The organism is Micromonospora sp. NPDC049102, from assembly GCF_043197485.1.
GTDB lineage: Bacteria > Actinomycetota > Actinomycetes > Mycobacteriales > Micromonosporaceae > Micromonospora.
Genome location: NZ_JBICTE010000028.1, coordinates 22024 through 36301 on the forward strand (window position 1 = coordinate 22024; position 14278 = coordinate 36301).

At 70.2% G+C, this 14278-nt stretch carries 10 protein-coding genes; 7 read left to right on the forward strand and 3 right to left on the reverse strand.

All coding sequences use genetic code 11. The features are described 5' to 3' along the window. Positions 1-139 precede the first annotated feature (139 nt). Complete coding sequence (locus tag ACGFH9_RS23430; RefSeq protein ID WP_393222831.1) at positions 140-3241, reverse strand: M14 family zinc carboxypeptidase; 3102 nt, start codon at positions 3239-3241, stop codon at positions 140-142. A 292-nt stretch (positions 3242-3533) separates the two neighbouring features. On the opposite strand from ACGFH9_RS23430, the gene ACGFH9_RS23435 reads away from it, so the two are divergent. The 4 genes from ACGFH9_RS23435 to ACGFH9_RS23450 all read left to right on the forward strand — a co-directional run bounded on the left by ACGFH9_RS23435 (position 3534) and on the right by ACGFH9_RS23450 (position 7233). After that, complete coding sequence (locus tag ACGFH9_RS23435) at positions 3534-4178, forward strand: acyltransferase (RefSeq protein WP_393222834.1); 645 nt, start codon at positions 3534-3536, stop codon at positions 4176-4178. Positions 4179-4284: 106 nt separating this feature from the next. Beyond that, positions 4285-5232 (forward strand): NAD-dependent epimerase/dehydratase family protein, encoded by a 948-nt coding sequence (locus ACGFH9_RS23440; protein WP_393222837.1) that lies wholly within the window; start codon positions 4285-4287, stop codon positions 5230-5232. Beyond that, positions 5232-6734 (forward strand): lipopolysaccharide biosynthesis protein, encoded by a 1503-nt coding sequence (locus ACGFH9_RS23445; protein WP_393222839.1) that lies wholly within the window; start codon positions 5232-5234, stop codon positions 6732-6734. Before ACGFH9_RS23440 ends, ACGFH9_RS23445 begins: the two co-directional genes overlap by 1 nt. Continuing rightward, a complete protein-coding gene (locus tag ACGFH9_RS23450) occupies positions 6706-7233 on the forward strand; it encodes a DapH/DapD/GlmU-related protein (RefSeq protein ID WP_393222842.1) in 528 nt (175 codons plus the stop codon). The genes ACGFH9_RS23445 and ACGFH9_RS23450 overlap by 29 nt, the downstream gene beginning before the upstream one ends. A gap of 3 nt (positions 7234-7236) precedes the next feature. Here ACGFH9_RS23450 and ACGFH9_RS23455 read toward each other — a convergent pair whose 3' ends face one another. Further along, positions 7237-8475, reverse strand: a complete 1239-nt coding sequence (locus ACGFH9_RS23455; RefSeq protein WP_393222843.1) for a glycosyltransferase — start codon at positions 8473-8475, stop codon at positions 7237-7239. 127 nt (positions 8476-8602) lie between these two features. On the opposite strand from ACGFH9_RS23455, the gene ACGFH9_RS23460 reads away from it, so the two are divergent. Both ACGFH9_RS23460 and ACGFH9_RS23465 read left to right on the forward strand, forming a co-directional pair. Beyond that, the gene (locus ACGFH9_RS23460) at positions 8603-9733 is read left to right on the forward strand and encodes a glycosyltransferase (RefSeq protein ID WP_393222846.1); all 1131 of its coding nucleotides are present in this window, start codon (positions 8603-8605) and stop codon (positions 9731-9733) included. Further along, entirely contained in the window at positions 9730-11028 is a 1299-nt protein-coding gene (locus ACGFH9_RS23465) for a glycosyltransferase (protein ID WP_393222848.1), read from the forward strand. Before ACGFH9_RS23460 ends, ACGFH9_RS23465 begins: the two co-directional genes overlap by 4 nt. On the opposite strand, the gene ACGFH9_RS23470 is transcribed toward ACGFH9_RS23465, so the two are convergent. Then, positions 10966-12273 carry a hypothetical protein gene (locus ACGFH9_RS23470; RefSeq protein ID WP_393222851.1) on the reverse strand — a complete coding sequence of 436 codons (1308 nt, stop codon included), beginning with the start codon at positions 12271-12273 and terminating at the stop codon, positions 10966-10968. The genes ACGFH9_RS23465 and ACGFH9_RS23470 overlap by 63 nt on opposite strands. A 547-nt stretch (positions 12274-12820) precedes the next feature. Here ACGFH9_RS23470 and ACGFH9_RS23475 point away from each other — a divergent pair. Beyond that, complete coding sequence (locus tag ACGFH9_RS23475) at positions 12821-14110, forward strand: O-antigen ligase family protein (RefSeq protein ID WP_393222854.1); 1290 nt, start codon at positions 12821-12823, stop codon at positions 14108-14110. The last annotated feature ends 168 nt before the right edge of the window (positions 14111-14278 follow it).

The window sequence follows — 14278 nt, forward strand, 5'->3', positions numbered from 1 at the left end:
GGGGCTACACCCGGGGTGGGGTGAACCACCACCCCCCCCCCCCCCCCCCCAACCCCCCCCCCCCCCGGCGGCGCCCGCGCCGGGCCCCCCCCCCCGGGGGGGGGGGGGGGCGCGGGCCCCGCGGGCCCACCCCGTGCCGTCAGCGGCGCGGACGCCCGGTCAGGTGGGTCAGCGAGCGGGCGACCAGGTCGTCGCGCGCGGCCGGTGGCAGGCCCTCCAGCCCGAAGCCCAGGTAGACGGTGTCCCCGGTGACCACCACCGACCCCTCCTCGAACGCCTGCTGGCTGCGCGACCAGTCGGTGGCGTTACCAGTGGAACCGGTTGGCGGACCGGCCACCGTCCAGCCGCCCAGGTCCTCGGTCTCGAACGAGGTCTCGGTGACCGTGGCACCGTCGACGAGCACCCGGGCATCGTCCAGGAAGACGCCCAGGCCCTGGGTCCCCCAGTCGGAGACGTACGAGATCGACACCTCGACCTGCTTACCGGCGTACGCTGACAGGTCGACCGAAATCTCCTGCCAGCCACCGGACGCTCCGGTGATCGCGTTCCACGCACCCGTGCTGCCGGTCGGCGAGCAGCCCGCGCTCTGGTAGTGCGTGAGGAACGGGTGCAGGGTCTGCCACCCCGACGCGCAGCTGTCCCCGGTCTCCTGGCCGGTGTGCCCGTTGGCGTCGGGCAGCGTGGTCCAGTCGTCGCTGCCCACCTCGTGCGCCTCGACGACCAGGAAGTCCCAGTTCGTCTCGATGTCGTACGAGGCGGCGAAACGCAGCTCGCCGCTCGTGGCCGCGGTGAGGTCCACGGTCCGGGTGAGCCGCTTGAACGACTCGTCGGCCTGCCCGCTCCACAGGTACCAGTCACCGGTGCGCGGATCGAATGGGGCCGCCCCCGGACGCACCCAGCCGACCGGCGCGGAGCTGGCGAACTGCGGGAAGTCGTCCACCGGCAGGAAGCTCGACGTGGTCAGGAACGAGGCCGTGTGGGTCTGGTTGCCGGCCGAGCCGGGCGCGTTGAGGGTGCCGGACAGGCCGGTGTACGCCCCGTCGACGCCCTGGATCGGGTACGGGCCGTCGTCGCCCGTGCCACCGTCGCTGACGTAGGTGTGCGCGCCCAGCCAGTACTGCTGGAAGTCGTTCAGCAGCGGCAGGCAGGCCGGGTCGTCCCCGTCGGTGCACTCCGGCGGCGCGTCCGGCCGGTACAGGTACGCGCCGTTGGCGCCCTGCGCGTAGAGGGCGTACTGGCCGCTGACGAGCAGCTTGCCCCCCTCGTTGAGGTAGTCACGTACGGCCAGTTCGGTGTCGAGCGCCGCCTTGCCGGCGGTGCCGGCCACCTGACCGGGGGAGCGCAGGATGACGTCGTCGCCGGTCTCCCAGACCACCGCCTTGTAGTGCGACAGCACACCGAGCGGGTGCGGGGCGGTACGGCGCATGGCGTCGAAGTCGTACACGTCGCTGGTGCGGCCGGCGGCGGTCAGCGACGCGGCGATCTCGTCCGCGTACTTCGCGGTGGCGCCGGTCTGCGTCGGGCTCAGCCCGGTGACGTCCTCCATCGCGAGGACCAGCACGTCACCGCCGATGTCGGTGTGCACCCGGTAGGTGAAGTGTTCGCTGGCGACCACCTTGGCGCGCTGCTTGACGCCGGTGAACCAGACCTCGACCCGATCGCCGGGCTTCGTGCCGGTGACCGTGCCGCGAAGTTCGGCGTAGTAGTCGTCGTTGGTGTCGCCGTACCGCTCGCCGCCGCGCCACTCGCGGACCCCGACGGTCTTCGGCCGACCACCGTTGACCGTGTAGTGCATCCGCACGTTCTTCAGGGCCCGACGGGTGATGGAGGCGACCTGCTGGGTGCGCCCGTACGAGGTGTCGAAGGCGTCCACCACGAAGTCGGGGGTGCTGCGGCCCACCACCGACGCCGGGTCGTCCGGGTCGACCGCGGACTTCGCCACGGCCAGCGCGAACGGCAGGTTCTTGGCGACCTCGCCGGCGATCAGCGTCTCGTCGTCGGGGAAGATGAAATCGCTGACGCAGTCCTCCGGGCGCCACTCGTCGTCCGGATCGACGGCCGCGGCGGAGTCGCAGGTGGACATCTCGGGCGTGAAGCCCAGCGTGCCGTAGCGGACGGTGGCGTGGCTGTCGGTGTCACCGTTGGTGGTGTACAGCTCGGCGGAGATGTCCGGGTCGTAGCCGGGAACGGCCGGATGGGCATCGTCACCGGCCATCGCCTCGTAGATCACGTCATCGGGCGTCGGTGTGCTGACCTGCCAGCCCACGCCGTAGAGCAGCAGTTGGGCCGCCGAGTGGTAGTTGACGTAGAACTCGAAGCCGACCCGGCGCAGCAGCCCGTCCAGGGCCCTCGTCTCCGGTTCGGAGGAGGGTCGGGGGCCCCGGTAGGTCTCGCTGTTGGGATCGGGCGACGAGCCCTCGTTGTCGTACCCCCACTTGAAGGCGAAGTTGCGGTTCAGGTCCACGCCGTCGCCGGGGCCGATCTGGCCGTCGCCGTCGTTGTCCCGCAGGTTCTTGCGCCAGAGGCGGTTGCCGGGGGTGAACGTGTAGTCGTAGCCGTCCGGGTTGGCGACGGGCAGGAACCACAGCTCGGTCGTGTCGAGCAGGCGGGTGATCTCCCGGTTGACGCCGTAGCCGTCGAGGACGTGGTGCATGAGGCGGCGGGTCATCTCCGGGGTGATCCACTCGCGGGCGTGTTGGGCGCCCGAGTAGAGGACGGCCGGTCGCTGTCCGTCGCGGACCGTGCGCGCGTCCTTGGTTACCTTGACGGCGAGGATCGGTTTGCCCTGCTGGGTCCTGCCGATCGTCTCCAACTTGGCCAGTTTCGGGAACCGCGCGGCGGTGGCGGTCATCTCGTCGCGCAGGCCGCCTGGTTCGCTGTACGGGCGGAACGCCGACCAGCCGCCGGCGGCCTGCTCCCGTAGCGCCTGCGACGCGTCCTTGCCGCGCACCTTCTTCACCCGCAGGGGTACGCCCTTGTCGATCAGTCGCTTCGCCTGCCGCGGGGTGAGGACCGTCTCGACGGCCGTGCGTCCGGTGGAGTCCGCCGTCGCGTCGTGTCCGAGGTCCACACCGGCCTCGCGCAGCAGGTCCCGCTGCTTGCCGTCGACCGTGCCGACGTACACTTCCAGGCCCTCGCGGGCGCCGGGGTCCGACGGTGGTCGCGCGCTCGCCGGTGGCGCCAGTGCCAGGGCTCCGAGCAGGGTGACCACCCCGGCGATCGCCAGTCGTCTCGGTCTCATCGCGCCTCCTTGTGTGAAGGACCTGTTGGCGCGAGCCTTCGGTCTGTTCTGAAGGATGTCAATAGGTCGATGAGTGGTGACGATGGAGCGCCCGTATCGCAGTTAACAAGCATTTCGCCATCGAAGCCGCATTCCGCACGTACGCTCACCCGTGTCCGCAGTGGTGGTGACGACATCGGATAGGGAGCACGTCGATGCGTCAGGTCCTTGGTGTGGCCCCGCGGGGCTTGGTCGGCACAGGGTGGTGTGGCGCCTGATGCGCGTGTCCTCGCGCGGCCCAGGACGCGTGCTCGTGGGGTTCGCCCGGCTCCTGGATCTGGTCTGGACCAACGGGTCCCGGGCCCGCAGGGCCGTCCGGGGTCTGGCGAACGCCGGTCGGTTTGCCGCCCATGGGGACAACTTCGCCTTCGACCCGGACGGCGTCTACACCTACGAGACGATCGAGGTGGGCCACAACGTCGATCTCGGGCACCGTCCGATCCTCATGGCTGCTCGATCCCGGATCCGGATCGGTGACAACGTCATGTTCGGCCCGGAGGTGACCATCCGGGGTGGCAACCACCGGATCGACCGCGTCGGCGTGCCGATGATCGCCGTCGAGAAGGGGCACGCCGACGGCGACCTCGACCGGGGGGTGACGATTGGTGACGACGTCTGGGTCGGCACCCGCGCCGTCGTCCTGCACGGCGTCACGATCGGTCGTGGTGCGGTGATCGGGGCCGGCGCCGTGGTGACCCGCCCGGTGCCGGCCTACGCGGTCGCCGCCGGCAACCCGGCCCGCGTGATCCGGTTGCGCTGGCCCGTGGAGACGATCATTTCCCATGAGCAACTGCTCTATCCACCGGAACGCCGACTGACGCCGGCGGATCTGACGGCCCTGCGGGGCCTGCCCGGGGCCGAGCCGCGAACGAACTCGACCGCAGCTGCCCTGCACTGACGGCGGGGCCGTCGCCGTCTTGTAGTCGCCCGATGACGAAACGTGACGGTCGCTGTGGATGCTCGTTGGAACGGGTGACCACTCCATGGATCGCGGAGGCGAAGGCATGCGACTACTCATCACCGGCGGCGCGGGCTTCATCGGGTCCAACCTGGCCCGTGCCGCGATCCTGCGCCGCAGCGTCACCGACATCCGGATCCTCGACGATCTCGCAACGGGGCAGATGAGCAATCTCGACGGTCTCGACGTCGACACGATCCCGGGCTCGATGCTCGACGACGAGGCGTTGGACCGGGCGATGGCCGGCCGGGACGCGGTGGTGCACCTGGCGGCGCTGCCCAGCGTGCCGCGTTCGCTGCGTGACCCGATCGCGTCGCACCACGCCAACGCCACCGGCACGCTGCGGGTGCTGGAGGCCGCGCGCCGTCACGGGGTGGGCCACGTCGTCGTCGCCTCGTCCTCCTCGGTCTACGGCGCGAACCCGGTGCTGCCCAAGACCGAGCTCGCCTGGACCCGCCCGCTCAGTCCGTACGCGGTCAGCAAACTCGCCACCGAGGCCTACGCGCTGGCGTACCAGTCGTCCTTCGGCCTTCCCACCCTCGCGTTCCGGTTCTTCAACGTCTTCGGCCCCGCCCAACGGCACGACCACGGCTACGCGGCCGTCATACCCCGTTTCGTCTACGCGGCACTGCGCGGTGAACCTGTCGAGCTGCACGGCGACGGTCGGCAGTCGCGCGACTTCACCTACGTCGAGACGGTCTGCGCGGTGCTGCTCGACGCGGTGGAGCGCTCGGTCTCCCATCCTCAGCCGGTCAATCTCGCCTTCGGCGCCCGGGCGGAGCTGCACACGGTGGTGTCCGAGTTGGAGCAGATCATCGGTCGCCCGATCGCCCGGCGGCACGTGGAGCCCCGCCCGGGGGACGTCCGCCACTCCGAGGCCGACAACCGGGTGCTCCGCTCGCTCTTTCCCGACGTGGTGCCGACTCCCCGGATCGACGGCCTGCGCGCCACCGTCGAATGGTTCGAGGCGCATGTGTTGAAGCAGCCCGCCTGATGCTCGACCGGCCCCCGGAGGCCGGGGCGGCCGCACCTGCCCTGGTCGACACGCCCGTGGACACCGCGCCGACGGCACAGGCCACGACGGTGGAGTCGGCGGTGGGCGAGGACGACCTGTCGGTGGCGCGACGCTCGCGTGGCCGGGCACTCGTCGCGGGCATCGCCTCGTCACTCGCCGGCAAGGCCGTCGGCCTGGTCGCGCCACTGCTGATCACCCCGATCGCCTTCCGCTATCTCGGCCCCGAGCGGTACGGCATGTGGATGGCGATCACCTCACTGACCGCGATGGCGTTGTTCGCCGACTTCGGCCTCGGAAACGGCCTGCTCACCCGACTCTCCCGGCTCTACGCCACAGGCGATCGCGGCGCGGCGGCCCGGGAGATCGCGAGCGCGTACGCCCTGCTCGGCTCCCTGGCGGTGACGCTGGTGCTGGTGCTGGTGGCGACCATCCGGCTGGTGGCCTGGCCGGCGCTGCTGAATGTCAACGACCCGGTGGTCGCCCGGGACGCCCGAGTGGTCGTGCTGCTCTGCTTCGGCGCGTTCCTCGTCAACATTCCGCTGGCCCTCATCCAGCGGGTGCAGTACGCCCACCAGCAGGTCGGAGCGAGCAACCTCTGGCAGGCTGCCGGCAGCCTGATCTCGGCGGGCCTGGTGGTGGTCGCCGCCGGCGCGAAGGCCGACCCGGTCCTGGTGATCGCGGCCGCGGTGCTTGCCGTGCCCCTGATGAGCCTGGCCAACTCCGTCTGGTTCTTCGGCTGGCAGCAGCCCGACCTCCGACCGCGCCTCAGGGACGTACGCGCCACGAAGGTGCGCGGCCTCCTGAGGTTGGGGATCCGATTCTTCGGGCTCTCCGTGCTCACCTCCCTCGCACTCAACATCGACGGCTTCCTCGTCGGTCGGGTGCTCGGTCTGCACGCGGCCGCGAACTACGCGGTGATCCTGCGGATGTTCGCCGTGCTGGCGCTGTTCGTCACTCTGGTCAACCTGCCGCTCTGGCCCGCCAATGGCGAGGCCCTCGCCCGGGGCGACGTGAGCTGGGTCCGGCGCAGCACCCGACGGATGGTCCTCCTGTCCGCCGCGGCGGTGGCGCCGCCCGCGCTGTGCCTCGTGGTGGGTGGCAACGACATCCTGCGGATCTGGGTACGGTCCGACGACCTCGGGCGGGTGCCGATCCCGCTGTTCGTCGCGCTCGCCGTCTGGTCGGTGTCCGTCGCCGTCGCGTCGCCGCTGTTCATGGTGCAGAACAGCATCGGGCTGCTGGGGCCGCAGTTCCTCGGTTGGGTGGCCTGCCTGATTGTCGCCGTACCGCTGAAGGTCCTGCTGGCGGGCAGCGAAGGCCTGTCCGGTGTCGCACTCGCCTCGGCGCTGTCGTACGGGGTGACCGTGCTCCCCGCCGCCCTCGTCGGTTACCGCAAGGCGTTGGCGGGAGTTTCCGCGAGAATGTCCAATTCACCTGAGATGGAGCATGATGGTGCGCAGCATCCTCGCTGCCCTGCGTGATCGCCGAGCGGCGACCCGCGACCCGGAAGAGTTCGCGCGCTCGATCGGGGTGAACCTACGCGGGCGCGTGCGTTTCTACGGCGTCAACCGGAGCATGTTCGGCTCCGAGCCCTGGCTGATCACACTGGGCGACAACGTCTACATCACGGCCGGCGTGCAGTTCCTCACGCATGACGGCGGCACCCTCATCCTGCGCCGGGAGTATCCGGATCTCGAGTGGACCGCGCCGATCAGTGTCGGCGACGATGTCTACATCGGTGTCCGGTCGATCATCATGCCGGGGGTCCGGATCGGGGATCGATGCATCATCGGAGCGGGCTCCGTCGTGACCCGTGACGTTCCAGACGGGAGCGTCGCCGCTGGTGTGCCCGCGCGCGTTCTGCGCACCACCGACGAGTACCTCGCAGCGATGAGGGCCAAGTCGCTCGGCTGCGGCCACCTGCCTGCGCAGGAGAAGGCCGCTGTGATCCGCGAGATCTACGGCGTGTCGAGGTCCTAGACGTCAGGGGCGACCAGCCACGAACGCGCTGACCGTGGGTATCCAGGCGCGGTAGTCGAACGCCGTCGCCCGCTCCCGGGCGCGGCGGCTCATCTGCCACCACTGCGCGTCGTCGAGGTTGAGTGCCCGCCGGAGGCCGTCCCGGACGTCGTCCGCGTCGGGCCCCGCCAGCACGATGCCCTCCCGCCCGTCGTCGATGTACGTCGCCAGGTCACTGGTGTGGTTGAGCAGGACCGGGCAGCCGGCGGCCAGACTCTCGGGCACCTTCGACGGAAAGCCCGCATCGGCGTAGCCCCCGGTGGGTCGGACCAGCACCGAGAAGTGCGCCGTGCGCAACTCCGCCAGAACGCGGTCGCGCGACACCCGACCCAGAAAGACGATCTGGTCGGTGAGGTCCGCCACGAACGTGTCGTCCAGGTCGGACATGGCAGCGGCCTGCTCCCGGGTCATCCCGGCCACGGTCAGCCGCACCCGCTGACGCGCAGGCTCCGGCAGCCGGCGGATGCCCTCCAGCACCGCGGCGAGGCGGTCCTTGGGCCCTGCGGTGCCGGCGTACAGCAACCGCAGACCGTCCCTCAGTGACGGCGGCGCGGGTTCGCGATAGTCGGCGCAGTCGACCTGGGGCGGCACCACCAGGATGGGGCGGTGCGACCGGGCGAGGCGTCGTTGCAGCGTCGTGGAGATCGCGACGACCCGATCCGCCAACCGTGCCGCGAGCAGGGAGTGCCACCGGTGCCGGATGAAGTAGGGCGTCAGGCGTCCGTGGCGGAACTGTCCGGGCTCGTGCCGTTCGAGCACGTCGACCGTCAACGGACAGCGCATCGTCAGCCGCAACACGATCCAGGTGCTCAGGTTCCACAAGCCCAGCGGGAGGCAGATGCCGGTGACCTCACCGGTGGGTATCCCCGCCCGACGCAGGGCTCTGAGCACGCGAAGTGGGCGGCTCTGCCGGCGCGCCCAGCGCCGGAGTCTCCCGCCCCCGTCGGCGGCGAACAGCGTGATCAGTCGCAGTTCGGGTGGCAGGGTGACCGGCTCGGGTGGGCGTTCGGTGCCGGGCCAGTCGTTCACGATCACGGTCGTCGCGCCCGGGGGAGTCGCGGAGCGGGCCAGTTGGAGCAGCCGGTTCGACATGGCGTCACCGTGCGGGAACCGGTACGCCGCCACCATGACCACTCGTGGCACCGGCTCGCCCGGGGCGATCGACGACCGAGCTGGAGAGGTGAGGGTCTCGTCACTTTTCATGCTTTCCGTTCGTATAAGGCGTGTCTCAAACGTTTGACGGCTATTGCCGGTGTTACTGTACGCACCGATGCGGTTACCGGGCATCAGGGCGCGCCGTCGGTGGCCCACGGTCGACGATGGAGTGTCAGTGCAGCCAGTTCGCCGGGACGACCACGGTCCGAGCGCTCCACCGGTGCGCGCACTGCCGGTCGTCGTGCAGCACTCGGCCGGCACGCCCGGCGCCAACGGGCCACTGACCGCCGTGGGGCGGGTGCTGGATTCCGCCCTCGGCGAGCGGTACGAGTTCGTCCGCATGCATCAGGTCGGCGGCAACGGCGGCCTCAATGTGCCGTTGTTGCGCGAATGGGTCCGGCTCCTGCGGCGGGTGCGACCCGACCTGGTGCACGTGCGCGGCCTGCAGAACGAGGGTTTTCACGGCGTGCTCGCCGCCCGGTTGGCCGGCTGTCCCCGAATCCTGGTCACCGTGCACGGCACCGTGCGGGATCTGAGGCACGCCGGCCGCAGCTGGCGTAGAGCGCTGTTGGCCGGTGGCGCGGAACCGGCCACTCTGCGGATGGCCAGCCACGTCGCCACGGTGTGCGAGTACGCCGCCGGCCGGGACTTCGTGCGGGCACATGCCGGCAGGTTCGTCGGCGTGATCCCCAACGGGGTCCCACTACCCGCCGACGTCGGCAGCGTGCGGAGCACTCGACGTACCGCCCTCAGCCTGGGCCACGAGGACGTGGTCATGATCGCGGTAGCCCGGCTGAACTGGGACAAGGGCTTCGGGGTGCTGGCCGACGCGCTGCGGCGACTGCCGCCGCCACCGGGCCGCCGGGTGCTGCTGGTCGCCGGTGACGGACCGGACCGCGCGGGAATCGCCGAAGCCCTGGCCGATGTCCACGGCACCGAGGTGCGACTGCTCGGCAATCGGCTCGACGTGCCGGACCTCCTCTCGGCCGCCGACATCTTCGTCTTTCCCACCCTGCACGAGAATTTGTCCAACGCGCTGCTGGAGGCGATGGCCCACGCGCTGCCCGTCGTGGCCTCCGCCGTCGGCGGCAACGTCGAGGTGCTGCGCCAGGGAGGCGGTCATCTCGTGCCGGCGGGAGACCCGGTCGCGTTCGCCGCCGCCCTCGAGCCGTTGCTCGACGACGCCGCCGAACGTCGGCACCTGGGGGAGACAGGTCGCAAGGTGGTACACGACGCGTACAGCCTGCCGGTGATGCTCCGGTCCCTCGACGACGTCTACCAGCGCATCCTGCGAGGAGCGGCGTGACCGACGAGCACTGTCCCCGCGTACTGCTGCTCGGCTTCACGGTCGCCGACGACGTGTTCCGAGAGATCGTGGCGCGCGATGTCGTCCTGCCCACCCAGACGCACTCGTTCGCCTGGTCCCTGGTGCGGAGCCTGCGCGCGGCGGGCTGTGGGGTACGTCTGCTCTCGGCGGCACCCGCATCGACATTCCCGCGCAACCGGCAGATCCGTTTCCGCTCGGGGCAGTTCCAGCAGGACGGCGTGCACGGGGAACTGCTCGGCTTCGTCAATCTGCTCGGCCTGAAGCACCTGACCCGGTTCGTTGCCGCCGTACGCGCCGGGTCGCGGACGTTGCGCCGGCACGGCGACGACGTCCTGCTCATCCACGGCGTCCACACGCCGTTCCTGTGGTTCGGTGTCCTGGTCGCGAAGCGCGGCACGGCACGGGTGGTGCCGGTGCTGACCGATCCCCCCGGGGTGGTCCTCCCCTCCGACGGGCGGATCGTCCGCGCGCTGCGCCGGCTGGATCACGCGCTGGTCCGCATGGCGCTGCGTCGCTCCTCCGGCGTCGTGGTGCTCACTGCGGCGCTTGGCGAGGATTTCGCGCCATCGATTCCCCGCCTGGTCATGGAGGGGATCTGCGATCCACCCGCCGCCGGGGCGTCACCGGGCGGACCCGCTGCCGTCCCGTTCCGACCGGACGCCGCCACCCGCGACATCGTCTACGCCGGTGGGCTCACCCGCGCGTACGGTGTCGACCGTCTCGTCGAGGCGTTCCGCGGTATGGCTGACCCGGACCTGCGCCTGCTGCTGTTCGGGCGGGGCGAGCTGGAGGAGTGGGCGCGGACGCAGGCGGAGGCCGATCCCCGGATCTCCCCGCCGGAGCTGCTGGACCGCGCCGCGCTGGTGCGACGCCTTGCCGGCGCGTCGGTGCTGGTGAACCCGCGGCCGGTGGATCAGTCGTTCGTCCGCTACTCGTTCCCGTCGAAGCTGATCGAGTACCTGTCCACCGGCGTTCCGGTGGTGACCACGCGGTTGCCGGGCATTCCGCCCGACTACGAGCCGTACCTGCGCTTCGCCGAGACGGACACGGCCGACGGGCTGCGCGACGCGTTGCGGCACCTGCTGGCGATGCCTCCCGGGGAGAGAGCCGCCCTCGGCTCTGCCGGTGCCGCCTTCGTGCGGGAGACCCGCGGTCCGGCGCCGCAGGGCCGACGCATCCGGTCGTTCCTGGTCGGCCTGTCGGTCGCCCACTCAGGGGATGTGGACACCGCCGAGCAGGGGCGCGGGTCGCCGCTGCACCTCGGGCGGCCGTGAATCGCCCGCGCCGTTCGTCAGGGCGTTCCACAGGTACAGCATCAGCAGGGTGGCGAGGCCGATCATCCCCGGGCGTGACATGCCGAGCTGATTGTTCGCCGGGATGTACGTGACGAGCAGGCACATCTGCACGAAGAGCAGGGTCGGCAGGATGCCGCCAGCGAGGTTGACCGCACGCCAGAGCCCGGCGAAGAACCAGCCCAGCAATGCCATGAACAGGACGGTCCCCGGGAACGTGAGGTCGGAGGCCAGCCAGGGATAGATCGTCGACCAGTACATACCCGCCGGCCATCCCGTCCGGGCCTCGGTACGCGTGGGATAGGCCGGATACCGGTCCGCGTCGACCCCGAAGTACTGGGTGCCGTACGAGGTGACGGCCGGGGTGCTGCCGAGACCGTGCGACCAGACGAACGGTGTGTCGAGGTTGTACGCGAGACCGAGATAGCCATGGGTCGGATAGATCATCAGAGCGGCCACTCCGGTCGCGGCATGCTCGCCGACGATCCGCTCCACTGTCGGGTTGGCACGGACACGGTCCTGGGTGCCGAACTGGTCCACCCGATCGGCCTGGTTGCTGACCAGATAGGCGCAGAAGAGAGCCACGACGACCGCCACCAGCACTGTCGCGCGCCGACGCTTCTTCGTCCGGCCGAGCCGGCCCGGCCCACGCGAGGCGGCGATGAGCAGGCTGGCCGCCATCATGAGCACGAAGTCGCCGAGCCCTTTGAGGGTGCCGATATAGAGGAAGAACAGGCTGTAGACACCGACGCCCGCGATGCCGGCGGCTCGCAGGCCGCTCGACAGCCGTCGCCAGTGGACGACAAGCAGTGGGACGAGCACCGTACCCAGCACGCCGAGCAGAGTGAGAACCTGGATGGCCGGATTCGTGCGCCCGCTGTCCTGCTGCTGCTGGTAGACCGTGAACTTGTTCAGGTAGGCCGCCGCGGGGTTCTGCAGACTGGCGAGGATGCTGCCGGGGCCGGTCGCCCCGTATTCGAGCAGCAGGGCGACGCCGAGCGCGACGTGGTAGATCCCGCCGGCCAGGACGAGCCTGCGGATCCGCCGGATGTCGGTCGACCTCGTCGCGCCGCCGGATCGTCGAGGTGTGCTGCGGCGGTAGAGCTGCGCAGCGTAACCGGCGGCAAAGGCACCGGTGGCGCTGAACACGAATAGGCACAGCTTGGCCGGGTTCGGGACCTGTTGCGCCAGCGCCCCGGCCCAGAAGAAGCCGAATGTCCCCAGCATCCAGCCGACGGCCAGTAGTAGCGGCAACCAGGCGCGCGACGAATGGCGAAAGGGTCCCTGGTGGTGAACGGGCTCCGTGGGAACGGGCGCGGGTGCGTTCCAACGTGTGGTGCTCGGTGCTGTCGTGGTCATCCGGCTGGTGCTCCCGCGTCAGTTCCCGATCCGCCGGGTGCCTCCCGGCCGGGCTGGTTCCACTCGTTCCCGATCTGGTCCGCCGGGTCGACACGTGGATCGACCAGAGGCCTGTCGCCGTGCGAGCAGGTCAGGTCGCGGGCGGGGCATTCCCGATGGTGGTGTCACAAGTGTTGAGGGTTTTATATCAGTGGCCGAAACGATATCTGGCAGCTTTCGCGAATGCCGGTCGCGCACATGGCGGCTCTCCACAGCGCGGGCGGCGTCGGTCGTCTCGTAGCTGGCTCCAAGGTTCCCGATATTGGGTGCAGTCCAACAGTTTCCCGGCGGCTCCCGGTCGCGTTGGGCGATGAAGGGGGTATCGGTCGGGCCGCAGGAGCGGGACAGGGCCACCTTGAAGAGGGGACGCAACGGCATGGTGCGAACCATGGGGGCGCAGCTCGGCTACCGTCGGGACCACCAGTTGCCGGCGGTGAACCTGTGGGGCGGGCTGGGGCTGGTCCTCGTGTGCGTGCTCGCCGCAGTGGCTCCGGTGGCGCCGGCCACTGTGCAGGGGCGGTACGTGTTGATTGCACTACTGCTGATCGTGCCGTCGGCGTGGCGCTGTCTGGGATGGCCGGATCTCCTCGCGGTCGTGTTGGCTGTCTGGGCGAGCGCCGCGGCAATCAGCGTGACCGGGGTGCCGTCGTCTGCCAACGCCCTGTGGGCGTACTGGGGAATGTGCACGCTGTTCGTCGCGGCGCGTGGAGCGGTGACCAACGCCTCGCATTTCGCGTTGGTGGGCTGCGCCTATCTCGGCGGGTGCGTGTGGGCGGCCGTCGAGGTGGTGAGCAGCGCTCGTGGGGTCGACCCCACGATCGACCCGGCTCTGATCCGCGTCGGGATCGGCGCGGTGAACCCGAACTACACAGCCTATTCGCTGGTCACCGGGGTGGTGGTAGCGGTCGCGGTGGCGCGGGCGGGTGGGCTGTCCCGGCGGCTGCGGCTCGCCGTGCTGGCCGCGATCCCGCTGCTGGCTTACGCGGTGGTGTGGAACGGCACCCGGGGCGCGCTCATGGCCCTCGTGTTGGTCGCCGGATATCTGCTCGCGGCTCGGGCCGCGCCCCGGGTCGCGTGGACCTCGATCGCGGTAGCGGCTCCGGCCCTGCTCATCGCCATCCCTTTCGGGGTGTACGGGGACTCACGGCTGCTGTGGTTGCAGGAGTTCTTCGCCCGCAGGGACGACAACATGTCGGGGCGGCTCTATCTGTGGGCGCTGGCCCGGCAGGTGTGGGAGGGCCACATCTGGACGGGCATCGGGCCGGGCATGTTCCCGACCGTCACCGGCATCGGAGCGCACAGCGTTCCGTTGACCATCGCCGTGGAGTTGGGCGCTGTCGGGCTGGCGCTGTTCGCCGCGCTCGGGGTGGCGGTGCTGGTCGGGCCGGCGGGCTCGGGCACGGTCGGCAAATGCCTCGCCGGCGTGTTGGTCCTGGCGTGGCTGCCGATCCTCTTGTCCGGTCACTGGGAACTGTCTCCCGCCGGTTGGTTGGTCGCGGCGCTGTGGTCGCGGATGTCACCAGGGACGTGGCGGTGGGCGGCCAAGGGAACGTCGATACTGCCGAGGTCGGGAACGATGGCCGGACGGCACAGGGCCGACGAGGACGTGCCGCCCGTGATCTCTTCGCCCACTTCGATCTTCCCCGTCCGCGCTGGCTCGTCGTGACGCTGGGTGCGAGATGTTTTCCGAATCGATCGGAAACGCAGTGGGCTCTAGTCCGCGAACGCAATTCGTCTTGGCCCGCGCCACGATTAAGTGTCCGATTCACATTGGACGTCCGGATCGATTCGCTGCTGGTCATGCCTTGTGGTCGAATCGCGACGGAGTGCGTAT